The organism is Pantoea rwandensis (genome assembly GCF_000759475.1).
GTDB classification, from domain to species: Bacteria; Pseudomonadota; Gammaproteobacteria; order Enterobacterales; family Enterobacteriaceae; genus Pantoea; species Pantoea rwandensis_B.
The window spans coordinates 433,331-450,272 of the sequence record NZ_CP009454.1 but is presented as its reverse complement, the minus strand read 5'-3'; the positions used below and the strand labels follow the sequence as shown (position 1 = coordinate 450,272).

The window sequence follows — 16,942 nt, the reverse complement described above, 5'->3', positions numbered from 1 at the left end:
GTCTTACGGCTTTTATAGGTACTGCGACTTCAATAACCTCTTGCAACATCAACCTGGTTGCGCAGCGGATGGCCACTGCGAAAACGCACCAGGTTATCGATAAACACCTCAAGGCAGCCCTCAAGGTAGGCACTGTGATCGTCCAGGCTGCAGTGCGGTGTCATCACCACGCCCGGCGTGCTCCACAGCGCATCGTCCACTGGCAGCGGCTCTTGCGGATAAACATCCAGAACCGCACCGGCCAGTTCACCGGCGCACAGTTTTTCGCGCATCGCGGTGTAGTCGAACACGGCGGCACGACCGACAATCACGATGCCAGCACGGGCAGGCAGCAGATCGAGACGGCGGCGGTCAAACAACCTGTCTGTCTGGGGCGTGAGCGGCAGCGTTGAGACCAGGACATCCACCTGCGGCAGAACATCGTCCATCGCATCAATGCGAATACAACGCGCTACGTCGGCATCGCACTGGCCGCTGCGCGTCACGCCAATCACGCGGTAGCCCTGCGCGGTCAGCAGTTTCGCTGCCGCTGTACCGATACCGCCGACGCCGAGCAGCAAGACCGTTTTGCCACGCGCGCAGCCGCCGAAGGTGGGACGCCACAGGCGTTGGGCCTGATCCTGCAGAAAACCGGGAATGCCAAAGTTGAACATCAGCGCGGCCATCAAAATGAACTCGGCACCTTTATCGCCGTGCACGCCGGACGCATTGGTCAGCGTCACGCCCTGCGGCAGATGTGTCAGCCACTGCTCGACGCCGGCGGACATCACCTGCACCCAGCCGAGGCGTGGTGCGCTGAAGGTATCGAGCGCCAGCTTGCGTCCGCTCCACAGAATGTCGCTGGTGGCGAGGAAATCTGCGGTATGCGCGACATGGCTGTTTTCGCTCAGGGTAAAGTGACCGCGCAGTTGCGGATGGGCATCCAACTGCTGTTGCAGATGCAGCATGCTCAGATGCAAGGCCTGCGGTGCGCTGGCGTCGTTTTCGATATGAATATGCATTAGCGCATCGCCGTGACTTCCATCTCGACCAGCAGGTCAGGATGGTTAAGTTGAATGCCAACGGTGGCTCGTGCCGGGAACGGGAACTGGAAGAACTCGCTGTAAGCCGCGTTCATCTCACTGAAGGTGCTGAGGTCGGTGAGATAGATCGTCACGCGCACCACGTTATCGAAGGTCATTTGTGCTTCGCTCAGCAGGTCGCCGACGTTTTTCAATACCTGACGCGTCTGGCTGGCGATGTCATTGCCCTTGATCTCACCGCTGTAGGGGTCAATCGCCACCTGGCCGGAGATAAACAGCATCGGTTCGTGCAGTACGGCGGCGGAAAGCGGAGCCGGGCCCATTGGGCGGTCACTGGCGTTCATTCCTGGATAAGCAATCGCGGTCTTCATGGTGAAATTCCAAGCAAAACTGTTTCACCGCAATTTCGTATACGATTATACAAGTGTCAATGTGCGATATTTGACCATTGGGTCGAAAAGGTGATGCGTGTCACTTAATAGGATTTGATTATAGTGTGGTTATTTTTATGAAATTTAAGGATTAAATTAAGTGATGATGCGTTCGTGGAGGTGTCGGATTGAATCGTATACGATTTTCTTATCTCAAGGTTTTAGTCGCTTAAACCGTGGCAAAACCACTCCCCGGCACGCCAGGATTTCCGGCTGCACAATCCGCGGTCAAAGGGTATACTGTCGCACTCTTTTTTAATCGACCCTTATCGCGTACTCAACATGCAAAAGTTTGATACCAAGACCTTTCAGGGCCTGATCCTGACCTTGCAGGATTACTGGGCGCGTCAGGGCTGCACCATCGTCCAGCCGCTGGACATGGAAGTGGGCGCTGGCACTTCACACCCAATGACCTGCCTGCGCGCCATTGGCCCAGAGCCGATGGCTACCGCCTATGTGCAGCCTTCACGCCGTCCTACCGATGGTCGCTACGGTGAAAACCCGAACCGTTTACAGCACTACTATCAGTTCCAGGTGATGATCAAACCTAACCCGGACAATCTGCAGGAGCTGTATCTGGGTTCACTGCAAGAGCTGGGCCTGGATCCGACCGTGCACGATATTCGCTTCGTGGAAGATAACTGGGAAAACCCGACGCTGGGTGCCTGGGGACTGGGTTGGGAAGTGTGGCTCAACGGCATGGAAGTGACGCAGTTCACTTACTTCCAGCAAGTGGGCGGCATGGAGTGTAAGCCAGTGACGGGTGAGATCACTTACGGACTTGAGCGTCTGGCGATGTACATCCAGGGCGTCGACAGTGTTTACGATCTGGTGTGGAGCGACGGCCCATTTGGCCAAACCACCTACGGTGAAGTGTTCCATCAGAACGAAGTCGAACAGTCGACCTATAACTTTGAATACGCGGATGTGGACTTCCTGTTCTCCTGCTTCGAGCAGTACGAGAAAGAAGCGCAGCAGCTGCTGGCGCTGGAAAAACCCCTGCCGTTGCCAGCTTATGAGCGCATCTTGAAAGCGGCACACAGCTTTAATCTGCTGGATGCACGCAAGGCGATCTCGGTGACCGAGCGTCAGCGCTATATCCTGCGTATCCGCACCCTGACGAAAGCCGTGGCGGAAGCCTATTACGCGTCTCGTGAGGCGCTCGGTTTCCCAATGTGCAATAAGAACAAGTAAGAGGCAGCCATGACCGATAAAACTTTCCTGGTGGAAATTGGCACCGAAGAGTTGCCTCCGAAAGCCCTGCGTAGCCTGGCAGAAGCCTTTGCTGCGCACTTTACCGCAGAACTGGACAGCGCCGGTTTAGCACATGGCGAGGTGAGCTGGTTTGCCTCTCCACGCCGTCTGGCGCTGAAAGTGGCCCAATTGGCCACAGCGCAGGCCGATCGTGAAGTGGAAAAACGTGGCCCCGCGATTGCTGCCGCGTTTGATGCCGATGGCAATGCCACCAAAGCCGCCGAAGGTTGGGCGCGCGGTAACGGCATCACCGTGGATCAGGCTGAGCGTCTGAGCACTGATAAAGGCGAATGGCTGGTGCACCGTGCTTCGGTGAAAGGCGAAAGTGCTCAGGCACTGCTGCCCGCGATGGTGGCAACCGCGCTAAGCAAGCTGCCGATTCCAAAACTGATGCGCTGGGGTGCAAGCGACGTGCAGTTCGTGCGTCCGGTACATACTGTGACGCTGCTGTTGGGTGATGAGTTGATCCCGGCGACGATTCTCGGTATTCAGTCCGATCGCGTGATTCGCGGCCACCGCTTTATGGGCGAGCCAGAGTTCACCCTCGACAACGCCGATCAGTATCCGCAATTGCTGCTGGAGCGCGGCAAAGTGGTGGCTGATTTTGCGACCCGTAAAGCCAAAATCAAAGCGGATGCGGAAGCGGCGGCGCAGCAGTTGGGCGGTATCGCCGATCTGAGCGACAGCCTGCTGGAAGAAGTGGCCTCGCTGGTGGAATGGCCAGTGGTGCTGACGGCTAAATTCGAAGAGAAGTTCCTCGCAGTGCCTTCCGAAGCGCTGGTTTACACCATGAAGGGCGACCAGAAGTACTTCCCGGTGTACTCCGCTGACGGCAAACTGCTGCCAAACTTTATCTTCGTCACCAACATCGAATCGAAAGATCCGCAGCAAATCATCTCCGGTAACGAGAAGGTGGTGCGCCCGCGTCTGGCCGATGCCGAGTTCTTCTTCAACACTGACCGTAAAAAGCGTCTTGAAGATAATCTGCCGCGTCTGGAAACCGTGCTGTTCCAGAAAGAGCTGGGTACGCTGCGAGACAAAACCGACCGCATTCAGGCGCTGGCCGGCTGGATTGCCGCTCAGATTGGTGCCGATGTGAACCACGCCACCCGCGCGGGTCTGCTGTCGAAGTGTGACCTGATGACCAACATGGTCTTCGAGTTCACCGATACGCAGGGCGTGATGGGCATGCACTATGCACGCCATGATGGCGAAGCCGAAGATGTCGCGGTGGCGCTGAACGAGCAGTATCAGCCGCGCTTTGCCGGTGATGCGCTGCCATCGAACCTCGTGGCTTGTGCTGTCGCGATTGCCGACAAGATGGATACCCTTGCGGGCATCTTCGGCATTGGTCAGCATCCGAAAGGCGATAAAGACCCGTTCGCACTGCGCCGTGCTGCGCTGGGTGTGCTGCGTATTATCGTTGAGAAGAACCTGCCCCTCGATCTGCAAACCCTGACCGAGGAAGCGGTGCGTCTCTACGGCAGCAAGCTGAGCAACGGCAAAGTGGTGGATGAAGTGATCGACTTCATGCTGGGTCGTTTCCGTACCTGGTATCAGGAAGAAGGCCACAGCGTTGACACCATCCAGGCCGTGTTGGCGCGTCGTCCAACCCGCCCGGCGGACTTCGATGCGCGCATGAAAGCGGTTTCCCACTTCCGTACTCTGGAAGCGGCATCGTCGCTGGCTGCGGCTAACAAGCGTGTATCTAACATCCTGGCAAAAGCGACCGAAACCCTGAACGACAGCGTGCAGGCATCGTTGTTGAAAGAGAACGCCGAGATCCAGCTGGCGACCTTCGTGACGGCGCTGGGTGACAAACTGCAGCCGTACTTCGCGGAAGGCCGTTATCAGGATGCGCTGGTGGAACTGGCGCAGCTGCGCGAAGCGGTCGATAACTTCTTCGACAACGTGATGGTTAACGCCGATGAAGCGGAAGTGCGTATTAACCGCCTGACGCTGCTGGCGCAACTGCGCGCACTGTTCCTGCAGGTAGCCGATATTTCACTGCTGCAGTAAGTGATGTACTGAAGTGAACCGAAGGGACGAGAAATCGTCCCTTTTTGTTTTTAAAATTCGGCACTGACTTCCTGGGAGTGATGCAAGATTCGACCTATAAAGATCTCATCAATTTCAGCACGGTAAATCACAATATGCTGGCCAAAGGGAAGTGAGTAGATTTGATAACCTAAATCCGGTCGTTTTCGCCCAAGGTCGAACAGGGCAATTTTATCGAAGAGCTGAGACAACTTAAGGTTATAATCGTCTGCGAGCTGTTCTCCAAAATTCCAATATCCGTATATCCAGATTTTCATCAAATCGTCATCAGCTTCCGGTTTTATCGTGATCTTCCTTTTCATACATGCCCACCCTGGCTTTTGCTCGTCTCAGAAAATCTTCATGGTCCCACTCTTTACCAGGACCGCTCTCGAATCCTTGCCTTACCAATTCTTTCAGCGCCTCTAGTCTCGACGCCGCCTGCTTCTCCCGCAGTAAACGCAGCGAGTCGCGCACCACTTCGCTTTGGGTTCGGTAGTCACCGGACGCCACCAGAGATTCAACAAACTCGCGCAGTTCATCACCTAAATCGATTGTCATGGTACGTGCCATCATCGTGTCCCAATGTAAGAAATATTATTACATCCTGGCACATTTTTGAGCAATGCGGAATCGGCGTTGCAGCGCAGTTACAGTGAGAACTGCGAAGCAACGCGAAGGATTAAGTGCGGGTGTCGAACAGGCGGGCGTCGCGCAACAGGTGATCGTTACCGCGACGGCGGGTGAAGCCGCTGCGGTCGAAGAATTCCAGAATCTGTACCGCGATTTTTCGTCCGGTGCCGAGTTGGTTGCGGAAATCGGCGGCGCTGGTGCTGCCACCGTTGGCGTCACGCTGGCGAATCAGATCGGCGAAGATCTGGATCTGGTCGCTGCGGTAGTAGCGATCGCGGACGATCGCCGTAATATGACCGAGGCGCGCGGCGGTGAGCAGCAGGCTGCGAATGGTTTCTTCATCTTGCTGGGTCGCCAGTGCAATGTCGCGTACCCATAGCGGCTGGTCGCTGAACAGTGGGTCGACCTGCTGCCACAGCGTTTCTTCCTGGGGATTGAAGCGAGGTTCAAAATCAGGCAAATGCAGCCAGCCTTGGCGGTGCTGCAACTGGCCTTGTGAAAGCAGCCGATCGATCAGTGCGAGAACCTGTTCCGGCGGTTGGTGGGGAAGAGCCACGCGACGCAAGCGATCGCGACCAATGCCCGGCACTTCAGGGTGCTGCTGATGAAACGCGGTGAGCGCTGCCAGCAGTCGCTGCTGCCAGTCATTGGCCTGTTCCGCAGCCATGATGGCGCTGCCGAGTCTCACGGGCGCCACGCTGTCCAGCAGGTTGTTGAGTGCATCGTCACTCAGCTGGCGTGCCCAACTCAGCTCGGCCATGTCGATGGGTTGCTGTGCCAGGTGCGCCTGCAAACTCTCTTCATCGGCTTCCGCTGCCGCCAGCTGTTGCAGCCAGCCAAGATAATCAGGATGGCGCTTGCCGCGTTTCTTGCTGTTCAGCAGCAGCACCCGTCCGCCACCGAGCGTGAGCTGTGCATTGCTGTCGCGGATAATCAGCCGATCGTTTTCCGCCAGCCACAGCGGCTCGTTGAGCACCAGTTCCGCCAGTTCGCCCGCAATCAGATTCAGTCTGCCAGTCACATGGCTGGCGGCATGGTGAAGATGGACTGGCTGCGAGGGATTTTTTAACGGCTGTAGCAAACGCAGCGCCACGATCAGTCGCAGGGTGCCCGAGGGTTGTGGTTGTGCCAGCAGCCAGTCACCGCGCGCAATCTGGTCTTTCTCCACATCGCCAACGATATTCAATGCGATGCGTTCTCCGGCCTGCGCACGTGTGACTGACTGATTCTGCGCATGCAGAGAACGCACGCGTACGGGTCGATTGAGGCTGCTGAGCCATAAGGTGTCGCCCACGCTGACTTCACCCGAAAGGGCGGTGCCGGTGACCACTAATCCGCTGCCTTTGAGGGTAAATGCACGATCAATGGCGAGGCGAAAGCGGCGGTGCGTGTCGATAGCCGGTGCGCATAGTTGACCCAAATGCTGGCGCAGCGTGTCGATGCCTTGCTGGGTGGTGCTACTGGTGACAAACTGCGGTACCGCCAGCCAGCCCAGTTGCTGCGTTAACTCCGCCACCTGGTGCTGCACTTCGGCGATGCGTACGGCGTCCACGCGATCTGCTTTGGTCAAGGCAACGCTAAGTGGAGGTTGCCCGGCCAGACTCAGTAGTTGCAAATGCTCACGTGTTTGCGGCATCACACCGTCATCGCACGCCACCACCAATAAGGCATGATGAATACCGCCGATGCCCGCCAGCATATTGGCGAGGAATTTCTCGTGTCCGGGCACATCGATAAAGCCCACAACGCGGCCATCCGGTTGCGGCCAGTAGGCGTAGCCGAGATCAATAGTCATGCCGCGCCGTTTCTCTTCTGGCAAGCGATCGGCATCGACACCGGTGAGCGCCTGTAACAGCGCAGTTTTACCGTGATCGACGTGTCCAGCGGTGGCGATAATCATGTGGTTAAGGTCCGTATCAGCGCCGCTTCATCTTCAAGGCAGCGCAAATCCAGCCACAGTCTTCCTTCCTGGATGCGGCCAATCACCGGTTGTGATAATGCACGCCAGCGTTGCGCCAGTGCATCCAGCGAGCTGCCGTGAGATTCACGTGGGCTAAACGTGATGGCAAAACTCGGTAAGCGCTCAACGGGTAATGAACCGCTGCCGATTTGCGACGAACAGGCGGCGATATTAAGGGAAAAATCAGCGCCATAAGCGTGTTCCAGCGCAGGCATCAGTCGTTCGGCCTGCTGCAAAATCTCGTGTGGCGATCGCGTCAACAAACGCAGCGTGGGCAGCGCTTCGCGCAAAGTTTCCGGTTGGCGGTAAAGCTGCAAGGTGGCTTCCAGCGCGGCCAGCGTCATCTTATCCACGCGTAAAGCACGCTTAAGCGGATGCTGTTGCAGCCGATCGATAAGCGCCTGTTTGCCGACGATAATCCCTGCTTGCGGACCGCCCAGCAGTTTATCGCCGGAAAAACTCACCAGATCCACACCGGCGGCAATCAGCTGTTGCGGCATCGGCTCGGCGGGCAAATGAAAAGCGGTCATGTCGATGAGTGAACCGCTGCCTAAATCAGTGATCACCGGCAGCTGATGTTGTGCCGCCAACGCCACCAGCTCGGCTTCCGCAACCGCATGGGTGAAGCCCTGAATCTGGTAGTTGCTGGTATGCACCTTCATCAACAAACCGCTGTTGTCGCTGATGCCAGCACGATAATCTTTCAGATGGGTGCGATTAGTGGTGCCGACTTCAACCAGCTGGCAGCCCGCCTGGCGCATCACATCAGGGATGCGGAACGCACCGCCGATTTCGACCAGCTCACCGCGTGAGACAATCACTTCGCGACCTGGCGCCAGTGCTGCCAGCATCAGCAACACGGCGGCGGCATTGTTATTCACGATACAGGCCGCTTCAGCCCCCGTCAGTTCACACAGCAGCGCACTCACCGCACGATCGCGATGGCCACGTGACGCATCATCCAGCGCATATTCCAGCGTGACCGGCTGGCGCAAGCAGGCAGTGACTGCCTCAATCGCGCGCGCGCTTAACTGCGCACGGCCCAGGTTGGTGTGCAGCACGGTGCCAGTGAGATTGAACACCGGACGCAGCGCGCTTTGCTGCTGCTGTTGCGCGCGGCGCTGCGCTTCCTCTGGCCAGTTAAGATGCCAGCCGGGTAAAGTTTGATGCTGTTGAATATGCGTGCGTGCTTCTTGCTGCATGGCGCGCAGCTGACGGGTGGTAAACGCAGTGCCCGATTGCAGCAGCAGCGGCTGCATCGCGGGATCGCGCAGCAGGCTGTCGATAGCCGGCAGTTGTGAATACAGTGTTTTCATCGGGTGGCTTAGCTTAGCTGGAAGGCGGAACGGTGCGGGCAAAACTCTCCCGCGCAAACAACGTATCGGCCAGCTTGATCAAGGCCGGGCGGTTCACGCACCAGTTAGGCAGCACCCGACGGAAGTTGAGATAACCAATCATGCAGCCAGTGGCGATATCGGCCAGATTGAGCGTACCGCTGTTCAGCAGTTCACCCTGAGCCGCTGCCGTTTCCAGCGCATCCAACCCTCGCAAAATTTTCTCACGATTACGCATTAGCACTTCTTCGGATTGCTGATCGCCGGGGCGCATTTGTTCGCGCACAATCATCACGGCGGCATCGTTGATGCCATCGGCGAGCTTTTCCAGCTGACGTACCTGCAGAGCGAGCAGGGCGTCATCCGGCAACAGAGCAGGGGCGTCACCGCGTAGCTCAATGACCTGGGCGATAATCGAAGAATCAAACCAGGTGAGATGGTTATCGTCGACCAGTGCAGGTACTTTGCCCAGCGGGTTGTAGTGCGGCACGTGGCTGTCTTCCACCCAAGGCGACTGGTTAACAAATTCGAACACCAGGCCTTTTTCCAACAGGATCACCGAAATTTTGCGGACAAAAGGGCTGGTGTAGCTGCCAATCAGTTTCATCAGGCGTTTCCTTTGCGACAGTGATAGGTACACAAATTGTAGCGGCGCGATTTATCGCACGTTGTTGTATGGCTCAAAAACAGCGCGATAAATCGTGCCGCGACAGTTCGTAGGACAGCGGCAATTTGCTCAATCCCCAGGAAACATAAACGGATTCAGGCTGCTGCGCGCAAAGCCTTCTTGCTCCATACGCGCATCCAGCACCAGCGAGGCCAAATCATCGGCCACCGGTTCCACCGCCGGATCCTTCTCCTGATACAACATCTTCAGATAGGTGCCACAGTCACCACAGCTTTCGGCTTTCACCGCGGCTTTTTCGCTGTCGAGTGACCAGTAGTGCAGGTCGCGCGTTTGCTCGCAGTTGGAGCACTTGCTGCGCACCACATACCATTCACTTTCACACAAATTACAGTGTAGATAACGCAGCCCCTGCTGGCCCACATCCATATGCACCACGCTGGTCACCGGCACGCTGGCGCATACCGGGCAGAATTGACGATGCTCGCCGTATTCTGCGCGGGCTTTGCCAGGGATCAGCGCTGCCATTTGCGCCCAATAGATCGAAAGCGCTGCCCAAATAAACGGGGCTTTATCGCTGCTGACCTGCGCAAAATCACTCTCCAGTAGCGCGCTGGCCAGGCCTTCCAGCTCGGAAGAAGAGGCTTTTTCCAGGTTCTCCAGCACCGCTAATGCCTGGCCGCTCATCTCGGGCTTCAGCTCGGCAATCAGCGAATGCAGCAGACGCTGCCAGTGGGCATCGCGGGGATAGGTGTGAATATCAAGCGGAGGTTTGCCCTGTTCGGCGCTTTCGGCCAAACGCTGGCGCAAATCGAGTTGCAGCGGATGATCGTACAGCACGATGTCTTGCGCCTGCGCGATCACTGCAGCAAAGCGCAGATAATCGCCCAGCGGATTCTTCGCTGCCAGCTCACGTAAACGCGCTGCACGGCGGCTGTACAGATTTTTCAGCCGAGGGAAAAGTAACGGCGGAACCTGTTCCGCCGTGTTTTTTTCGCCTTTCTCCAGCTGGTCCTGCGGGATAATGCGAATACTCATCAGGGACGTTTTTCCTGTTGTGTTTGGCGTTGGCGCTGCTCACGATACCAGCGTGGATGATGTTTCTTTGCCCACGCGGCCGGCACCCAGCCCTCAACCATGGCAGTAATGGTGCCTTTGACCCACAGGGCCGCATAAATGTGCACCATAATCACCACGATCAATGCCACAGCTGAGACCGAATGCACCACCAAAGCGGCGCGAATCAGCGGAATCGCAAAGGCCACGGCGAAGTAAGGACGCCAGATAACAATTCCGCTCGCCAGCAGCAAGACTAAGCTGATGATAGCAGCCCAGAACACACACTTCTGCCCGAAGTTGTATTTGCCGGTATCACCCACCTCTTCATTGCGCACGATCTTATTGATGTTTTTCGCCCAGATCAGGTCTTCGCGATTGATCAGATTCTGTTTCCAGTAGCGCAAAAACATGATCAGAAAAGCGGCGAACATCACTACACCGACAAACGGATGCAGGATGCGCGCCAGTTGTGGCGTACCCAGCACGTGCATCAGCCAGTTAAAGGATGGGAAGAAGAAACCCAGTCCGCTCAGGGCTGCCAGAACAAAACAGAACGCCACAATCCAGTGATTGATGCGTTCCGGTGCGCTGTAGCGCACCAGACGATCGCGCTTTTTCATCATTCGCGCTCCTCTTTTTCGTGCAGGTTCTCGTCCTCATCCTCTTCCACCCGGTTCGGCCCGACGCCGACATAGTGGAATACCGAGGCAGCGAAGGTGGCGGCGAAACCGATCGCCGCCAGCGGTTTCCAGATGCCTTTCCAGAAAGTGACCGCCGGACTGATACTCGGGTTTTCCGGCAAACCGTGATACAGCTGCGGTTTGTTGGCATGGTGCAGCACATACATGACATGCGTGCCGCCGACGCCTTCCGGATCATACAAGCCCGCATTGCCATAGCCGCGCGTATTCAACTCCGCCACGCGTTCTGCCGCCAGCGCCTGCATATCGGTTTTACTACCGAAATGGATGGCGCCGGTCGGGCAGGTTTTCACACACGCCGGTTCCTGACCCACATTGACACGATCGACGCACAGCGTGCATTTATACACGCGGTTGTCGTCTTTATTCAGGCGCGGCACGTCGAACGGACAGCCGGCAATGCAGTAGCCGCAGCCAATGCACTGCTCGGACTGAAAATCGACGATGCCGTTGGCGTACTGAATAATCGCGCCTTCGGACGGACAGGCTTTCAGGCAGCCGGGATCGGCGCAGTGCATGCAGCCATCCTTGCGGATAAGCCACTCTAACTTGCCGTTCTCCTCCACTTCTGAGAAGCGCATCACCGTCCAGGATTTAGCGGTCAGATCCGCTGGGTTGTCATACACCCCAACGTTATGCCCAACCTCATCGCGGATGTCGTTCCACTCTGAACACGCCACCTGGCAGGCTTTGCAACCGATGCAGGTGGTCACGTCGATCAGCTTCGCCACCTCCTGCTGATGATTACGCGCCTGCGGGGCAGGCGTGAAACCATTGGTGGCGGAGCGGCGGATAATGTCTTGTGATTGATAAGCCATCTACGTTCTCCTACACCTTCTCAACGTTAACCAGGAACGCCTTGAACTCTGGCGTTTGCGTGTTGGCATCACCGACAAACGGCGTCAGGGTATTGGCGATAAAGCCTTTCTTCGCAATGCCCTGATAGCCCCAGTGAATCGGAATGCCGACGGTATCGACGGTTTTGCCATCCACATCGAGTGGGCGCAGGCGTTTGGTGACCACCGCTTTGGCTTTGATAAAACCGCGATTGGAGCTCACTTTCACCGTATCGCCCTGCACGATGCCCAGCTTGTTGGCCAGCTTCTCACCAATCTCCACAAACTGCTCCGGCTGCGCGATGGCATTGAGCAACGCGTGTTTGGTCCAGTAGTGGAAATGCTCGGTGAGACGATACGTGGTGCCGACATACGGGAACTGCTCGGCTTTCCCCATCGCCGCCAGATCGTCTTTGAACACGCGTGCTGCCGGGTTCGAAATGACGTTCGGATGCAGTGGATTCGTGCCGAGTGGCGTTTCAAACGGCTCGTAATGTTCCGGGAACGGACCTTCGGCCATTTTATCGAGTGCGAACAAGCGGCCCATGCCTTCTGGCTGCATGATAAACGGCCCGACGTTGCTGCCCGGTGCGGCGGTGCTGTAGTCCGGAATATCCATACCGCCCCATTTGCTGCCATCCCATTTGAGGATTTGCCGTTTCGGATCCCACGGGTTGCCCTGTGGATCGGCCGATGCACGGTTGTAGAGGATGCGGCGATTGAGCGGCCATGCCCAACTCCAGTTCAGCGTATTGCCCAATCCACTCGGATCGGTGTTATCACGCCGCGCCATCTGGTTGCCATCTGGCGTCCAGCTACCGGCGAAAATCCAGCAGCCGCTGCTGGTGCTGCCGTCATCTTTCAACTGGGCAAAACTGCTGAGCTGCTGGCCTTTTTTCACCTGCAACGTGCCTTTGTCATCGAACACATCCGCCAGCGCTTTGCCGTTGCTCTCCATCGCCACTTCTTCCGAAGCCGGGTTATCAGGCGTCTGGTAGTTCCATGTCATGTTCAGCACCTGCTCCGGCAAGGCACCGCCTTCGCTGGCGTACATTTTGCGCAGACGGCTGTAGATACCGGAGAGGATTTCACCGTCATTCAGCGCTTCGCCCGGCGCATCCTGACCTTTAAAGTGCCACTGCAGCCAGCGTCCGGAGTTGACGATAGAGCCATTCTCTTCGGCAAAGCAGGTGGAGGGCAGGCGGAACACTTCGGTCTGAATCTTCGCCGGATCAACATCGTTGAACTCGCCGTGGTTTTGCCAGAAGGTCGAGGTTTCGGTGTTGAGCGGGTCGATGGTCACCAGGAATTTCAGTTTCGACAGCGAATCGATCACTTTGCGTTTGTTCGGGAACGACGCAACCGGGTTAAAGCCCTGGCATAAATAGCCGTTCACTTTCCCCTGCGACATCATCTCGAAGTACTGCAAAACGTCGTAGCCCTTGTCCCACTTCGGCAGCCAGTCGAAGCCCCAGCTATTCTCGGCCTGCGCTTTGTCGCCAAAGAAGGCTTTCATCATGCTGACAAAGAATTTCGGGTAGTTACCCCAGTAGTTCACCTGGCCGGGTAGCGTCGGTTTCGGCGTATTGGCCGCGAGATAGGTTTGCAGATCGGTCTGTTTCTCCGACGGCAGCGTCATATAACCTGGCAAACTTTGCGACAGCAGGCCGAGATCGGTGAGCCCCTGAATATTGGAGTGTCCGCGCAGCGCATTGACGCCGCCGCCCGCCATGCCCATGTTGCCGAGCAACAGCTGGATCATCGCCATGGTGCGGATGTTTTGCGCACCGACCGAGTGTTGCGTCCAGCCCAGTGCATACAGGAATGAGGTGGTGCGATCGCGCGCGCTGGTTTCACCGATCAGCTCGCAGACATGCAGGAAATCGTCTTTTGGTGTGCCACAAATACGTGACACCATTTCTGGCGTGTAACGGCTAACGTGCTGTTTCAGCAGATTCCACACGCAGCGTGGGTGTTGCAGGCTGTCATCGCGTTTGGCAAAACCGTCATCGCCCAGCTCGTAATTCCAGCTGGTTTTGTCATATTTGCGATTGGCTTCGTCGTAGCCGCTGAACAAGCCGTCATCAAAATGATAGTCCTCGCGCACAATCAGGCTGGCGTTGGTGTACGCCTGCACATATTCATGCTGGATTTTGTCATTTTGCATCAGCCACAGCAACACGCCCGACAGGAAAGCAATGTCGGTGCCGGAACGAATCGGCGTGTAAAAGTCTGCCACCGATGCCGTACGTGTGAAGCGCGGATCGATAACAATCAATTTGGCTTTGTTGTGAATCTTGGCTTCCATCGCCCAGCGGAACCCCACAGGATGCGCTTCAGCGGCGTTACCGCCCATCACAACGATCAGATTGGCATTACGGATGTCGACCCAGTGGTTGGTCATCGCACCGCGACCAAATGTTGGAGCAAGACTTGCTACCGTTGGTCCGTGTCAAACGCGTGCCTGGTTGTCGACCGCTAACATGCCGAGCGATCGGGTAAATTTCTGGGTTAAATAGCCGGTTTCATTGCTGGACGCGGAGGCGCACAGCATGCCTGATGAGAGCCAGCGGTTCACGGTAACGCCTGCAGCGTTTTGCGCGATAAAGTTGGCGTCGCGATCCGCTTTCAGCAGTTTAGCGATACGATCAAAGGCGTCATCCCAACTGATACGCTGCCATTTATCCGAACCTGGCGCGCGGTATTCGGGGTAGTGCAGACGGCTTTCACTGTGGACAAAATCCAGCAGGCCAGCGCCTTTCGGGCACAATGCACCGCGGCTCACCGGATGGTCTGGATCGCCTTCAATGTGGAAAATGGTCTCTTTGGCGTTTTTCGCGCCGTCACCGAGGCTATACATTAATAAGCCACAGCCCACTGAGCAGTAAGTGCAGGTGTTGCGGGTTTCGCGGGCACGCAGCAGCTTGTACTGTCGCGTTTCCGCCAGCGCCACCTCTGGCGTAAAGCCGAGGAGTGCTGCCGATGTCCCTGCCATACCGCCAGCACAGATTTTGAAGAATTTTCTTCGGCTGACGTTCATGAATAATCCTTGAGTCGACATTGCTACAATTTGCCTGCGTCATTCAAATGGTCGCTGCATGACCTTCACCCATTCGTTTCTGTCGCTTACGGGTGTAAGCTCCCGACTTGAAGGGGCTTGCTGCCTTGTCACCATCCGAATGACGGGCAAAAATTTTTTTGTGATGCGTTGGGCCGAGGTTCACAATGACCCAACTAACAGTGTGAGAATAGCAGCAGAATAATACCACTGCTTTAATATGGTTGTTGTCCGAGGCGAGCAAAGTGAAAGTCAAAGCACAGGAAAGTCATCAGAGTGTGATTGAGATCTCAGGCGCAGTGCAGGCGCAGGTGCGTCAGCGGCGTGATATCAGCACGTCTGAAACCGACTGGCTGGCACAAGAGGTGCCAATCGCGCTGGTGTATAACGGCATTTCCCATGTGGTGATGATGGCCACGCCCAACGATCTCGAGGCGTTTGCGCTCGGTTTCTCACTCTCAGAAGGCATTATTGAGAAGCCTGATGAGATCTTCGGCATGGATGTGGTGCCCGGCTGCAACGGTATCGAAGTGCAGATCGAACTCTCCAGCCGCCGCTTTATGGCACTGAAAGAGCAGCGCCGTGCCATGGCGGGGCGCACCGGCTGTGGCGTGTGCGGCGTGGAACAGCTCGACCAGATTGGAAAACCGCTGCAGCCGCTGCCGTTTACCCAAACCTTCGATCTGGCGAACCTCGATAGCGGGCTGGCGCAACTGCGCAATTACCAACCCATCGGTAATCTCACCGGATGCACGCACGCGGCGGCATGGATGTCGCCGCAGGGGGAATTGCTCGGTGGCTGCGAAGACGTGGGCCGCCATGTGGCGCTGGATAAACTGCTGGGGCATCGCAGCCAGCAGCCGTGGCAACAAGGTGCTGTGTTAGTCTCCAGCCGCGCCAGTTATGAGATGGTGCAGAAATCAGCGATGTGCGGCGTTGAGATTTTATTTGCGGTATCTGCTGCGACCCAACTTGCCGTTGAGGTCGCCGAGCGTTGTCATTTAACGCTGATAGGATTTAGTAAACCGGGACGCGCTACGGTGTATAGCCATCCACAGCGCCTGATTTAAACCACCTGTACCTGTGGCAGCGCCTGTTGGAGCGCGGCTAATGCGCCGGGTTTGGCGGGGCCGCTGTTGCAAATCAGCAAATCCACGTCTCCAATCGGCGCATATACCGTGCGACTGATCACCCCCAGCTTGCTGTGATCCGCCAGTAAAAAGGTGCGCGAAGCCTGCTGCGCCATGGCGCGGGCGATCGCCGCTTCGTGTGGATGGAAACTGCTGGCGCCATTTTTGGCATCAATGCCAACCGGTGACAGCAGGGCAACGTCGGCGCGATAGCGGTAAATCTCGTTGACCGTGATTTCACCGCGCGTCTGCTGTGCACCTGCCATCATCATTCCGCCCAGCAAAATCACCTGATTATTCAGCGTTTCATGTTCTTCGGCGGCGCTCAGCGCCAGCGCAGCCTGCAAACTGTTAGTGATAATGGTTAAGCCGGCCATGCTGCGCAGCTGCTCCGCCAGCATGGTGGTGGTGGTGCCGGCATCGAGAAACAGCGTTTGGCCCGGCTGCAAATGCTGCGCAGCCGCTATGGCAATTGAACGCTTCTCTTTTGCCTGGGCACTGCGGCGCACTTGCAGCGGTGCTTCCGGCTGGCTATCTACCGCCACTAAACCGCCATGCACCCGTCGGGCTAAACCCTGCGCTTCCAGCTCAATAATGTCTCGCCGTGCCGTTTCCCGCGAAATACCCAGCTCATTGATAATGCGCTCGGTGCTGACCTGATGCTGCGTGGTCAGCAGGGCTCGAATGCGGTGTAAGCGGGTTTCCTGCAGCATGACTTTTCCCTGTAGCGTAATAATCTGGGCCTAAGCTTACCTGAGTGTCATTACGGCGTCATGTGTATTTAGTTGTATTTGTGTATTTGGTTGCATTTCTCGTTAAAGCAGGCATGATGGTGACAACGGTCACACATCATGCACCCCTT

Annotated in this window: 15 protein-coding genes; 3 read left to right on the top strand and 12 right to left on the bottom strand. The window is 56.7% G+C overall.

Going from position 1 to position 16,942, the window contains the following annotated elements; genetic code table 11:
- Positions 1 to 29: 29 nt before the first annotated feature.
- On the bottom strand, positions 30 to 1,001 hold the full coding sequence (locus LH22_RS01950; RefSeq protein ID WP_038643897.1) for a D-2-hydroxyacid dehydrogenase: 972 nt from the start codon (positions 999 to 1,001) through the stop codon (positions 30 to 32).
- Positions 1,001 to 1,393, bottom strand: coding sequence for a RidA family protein (locus LH22_RS01945; protein ID WP_038643895.1), 393 nt, complete (start codon positions 1,391 to 1,393; stop codon positions 1,001 to 1,003). Before LH22_RS01945 ends, LH22_RS01950 begins: the two co-directional genes overlap by 1 nt.
- A 342-nt stretch (positions 1,394 to 1,735) precedes the next feature.
- Here LH22_RS01945 and glyQ point away from each other — a divergent pair, with 342 nt between their 5' ends.
- Together glyQ and glyS are read left to right on the top strand one after the other, a co-directional pair.
- A complete protein-coding gene (gene glyQ, locus LH22_RS01940) occupies positions 1,736 to 2,647 on the top strand; it encodes a glycine--tRNA ligase subunit alpha (protein ID WP_034827699.1) in 912 nt (303 codons plus the stop codon).
- Between the two features lie 9 nt (positions 2,648 to 2,656).
- Complete coding sequence (gene glyS / locus LH22_RS01935) at positions 2,657 to 4,726, top strand: glycine--tRNA ligase subunit beta (RefSeq protein WP_038643893.1); 2,070 nt, start codon at positions 2,657 to 2,659, stop codon at positions 4,724 to 4,726.
- A gap of 50 nt (positions 4,727 to 4,776) precedes the next feature.
- Here the strand turns inward: glyS and LH22_RS01930 are convergent, their stop codons facing one another.
- The 9 genes from LH22_RS01930 to fdnG all read right to left on the bottom strand — a co-directional run bounded on the left by LH22_RS01930 (position 4,777) and on the right by fdnG (position 14,932).
- Positions 4,777 to 5,067: a type II toxin-antitoxin system RelE/ParE family toxin gene (locus tag LH22_RS01930; protein WP_038643892.1), complete on the bottom strand. Its 291-nt coding sequence runs from the start codon at positions 5,065 to 5,067 to the stop codon at positions 4,777 to 4,779.
- The gene (locus LH22_RS01925; RefSeq protein ID WP_038649760.1) at positions 5,033 to 5,317 is read right to left on the bottom strand and encodes a type II toxin-antitoxin system ParD family antitoxin; all 285 of its coding nucleotides are present in this window, start codon (positions 5,315 to 5,317) and stop codon (positions 5,033 to 5,035) included. The genes LH22_RS01930 and LH22_RS01925 overlap by 35 nt, the downstream gene beginning before the upstream one ends.
- 109 nt (positions 5,318 to 5,426) lie before the next feature.
- Positions 5,427 to 7,277, bottom strand: a complete 1,851-nt coding sequence (selB, locus tag LH22_RS01920; protein ID WP_038643891.1) for a selenocysteine-specific translation elongation factor — start codon at positions 7,275 to 7,277, stop codon at positions 5,427 to 5,429.
- Positions 7,274 to 8,653: an L-seryl-tRNA(Sec) selenium transferase gene (gene selA / locus LH22_RS01915; RefSeq protein ID WP_038643890.1), complete on the bottom strand. Its 1,380-nt coding sequence runs from the start codon at positions 8,651 to 8,653 to the stop codon at positions 7,274 to 7,276. Before selA ends, selB begins: the two co-directional genes overlap by 4 nt.
- A gap of 13 nt (positions 8,654 to 8,666) precedes the next feature.
- Complete coding sequence (locus LH22_RS01910; RefSeq protein ID WP_034827706.1) at positions 8,667 to 9,278, bottom strand: glutathione S-transferase; 612 nt, start codon at positions 9,276 to 9,278, stop codon at positions 8,667 to 8,669.
- A 129-nt stretch (positions 9,279 to 9,407) separates the two neighbouring features.
- Positions 9,408 to 10,334 (bottom strand): formate dehydrogenase accessory protein FdhE, encoded by a 927-nt coding sequence (fdhE, locus tag LH22_RS01905; RefSeq protein ID WP_038643889.1) that lies wholly within the window; start codon positions 10,332 to 10,334, stop codon positions 9,408 to 9,410.
- Positions 10,334 to 10,975 carry a formate dehydrogenase cytochrome b556 subunit gene (gene fdoI, locus LH22_RS01900; protein ID WP_038649757.1) on the bottom strand — a complete coding sequence of 214 codons (642 nt, stop codon included), beginning with the start codon at positions 10,973 to 10,975 and terminating at the stop codon, positions 10,334 to 10,336. Before fdoI ends, fdhE begins: the two co-directional genes overlap by 1 nt.
- Positions 10,975 to 11,874 (bottom strand): formate dehydrogenase subunit beta, encoded by a 900-nt coding sequence (gene fdxH, locus LH22_RS01895; protein WP_038643888.1) that lies wholly within the window; start codon positions 11,872 to 11,874, stop codon positions 10,975 to 10,977. Before fdxH ends, fdoI begins: the two co-directional genes overlap by 1 nt.
- A gap of 10 nt (positions 11,875 to 11,884) precedes the next feature.
- Positions 11,885 to 14,932: a formate dehydrogenase-N subunit alpha gene (gene fdnG / locus LH22_RS01890; protein WP_156102772.1), complete on the bottom strand. Its 3,048-nt coding sequence runs from the start codon at positions 14,930 to 14,932 to the stop codon at positions 11,885 to 11,887.
- Positions 14,933 to 15,237: 305 nt separating this feature from the next.
- Here fdnG and fdhD point away from each other — a divergent pair, with 305 nt between their 5' ends.
- Complete coding sequence (gene fdhD / locus LH22_RS01880; protein WP_231638497.1) at positions 15,238 to 16,020, top strand: formate dehydrogenase accessory sulfurtransferase FdhD; 783 nt, start codon at positions 15,238 to 15,240, stop codon at positions 16,018 to 16,020.
- On the opposite strand, the gene LH22_RS01875 is transcribed toward fdhD, so the two are convergent.
- Positions 16,017 to 16,793, bottom strand: coding sequence for a DeoR/GlpR family DNA-binding transcription regulator (locus LH22_RS01875; protein ID WP_038643885.1), 777 nt, complete (start codon positions 16,791 to 16,793; stop codon positions 16,017 to 16,019). The genes fdhD and LH22_RS01875 overlap by 4 nt on opposite strands.
- Positions 16,794 to 16,942 lie beyond the last annotated feature (149 nt).

Bases quoted from the DNA above. Each gene is read 5' to 3' on its own strand.
- LH22_RS01950 (WP_038643897.1), bottom strand. From the start codon at position 1,001: ATGCATATTCATATCGAAAACGACGCCAGCGCACCGCAGGCCTTGCAT.
- LH22_RS01945 (WP_038643895.1), bottom strand. From the start codon at position 1,393: ATGAAGACCGCGATTGCTTATCCAGGAATGAACGCCAGTGACCGCCCA.
- glyQ (WP_034827699.1), top strand. From the start codon at position 1,736: ATGCAAAAGTTTGATACCAAGACCTTTCAGGGCCTGATCCTGACCTTG.
- glyS (WP_038643893.1), top strand. From the start codon at position 2,657: ATGACCGATAAAACTTTCCTGGTGGAAATTGGCACCGAAGAGTTGCCT.
- LH22_RS01930 (WP_038643892.1), bottom strand. From the start codon at position 5,067: ATGAAAAGGAAGATCACGATAAAACCGGAAGCTGATGACGATTTGATG.
- LH22_RS01925 (WP_038649760.1), bottom strand. From the start codon at position 5,317: ATGGCACGTACCATGACAATCGATTTAGGTGATGAACTGCGCGAGTTT.
- selB (WP_038643891.1), bottom strand. From the start codon at position 7,277: ATGATTATCGCCACCGCTGGACACGTCGATCACGGTAAAACTGCGCTG.
- selA (WP_038643890.1), bottom strand. From the start codon at position 8,653: ATGAAAACACTGTATTCACAACTGCCGGCTATCGACAGCCTGCTGCGC.
- LH22_RS01910 (WP_034827706.1), bottom strand. From the start codon at position 9,278: ATGAAACTGATTGGCAGCTACACCAGCCCTTTTGTCCGCAAAATTTCG.
- fdhE (WP_038643889.1), bottom strand. From the start codon at position 10,334: ATGAGTATTCGCATTATCCCGCAGGACCAGCTGGAGAAAGGCGAAAAA.
- fdoI (WP_038649757.1), bottom strand. From the start codon at position 10,975: ATGAAAAAGCGCGATCGTCTGGTGCGCTACAGCGCACCGGAACGCATC.
- fdxH (WP_038643888.1), bottom strand. From the start codon at position 11,874: ATGGCTTATCAATCACAAGACATTATCCGCCGCTCCGCCACCAATGGT.
- LH22_RS01875 (WP_038643885.1), bottom strand. From the start codon at position 16,793: ATGCTGCAGGAAACCCGCTTACACCGCATTCGAGCCCTGCTGACCACG.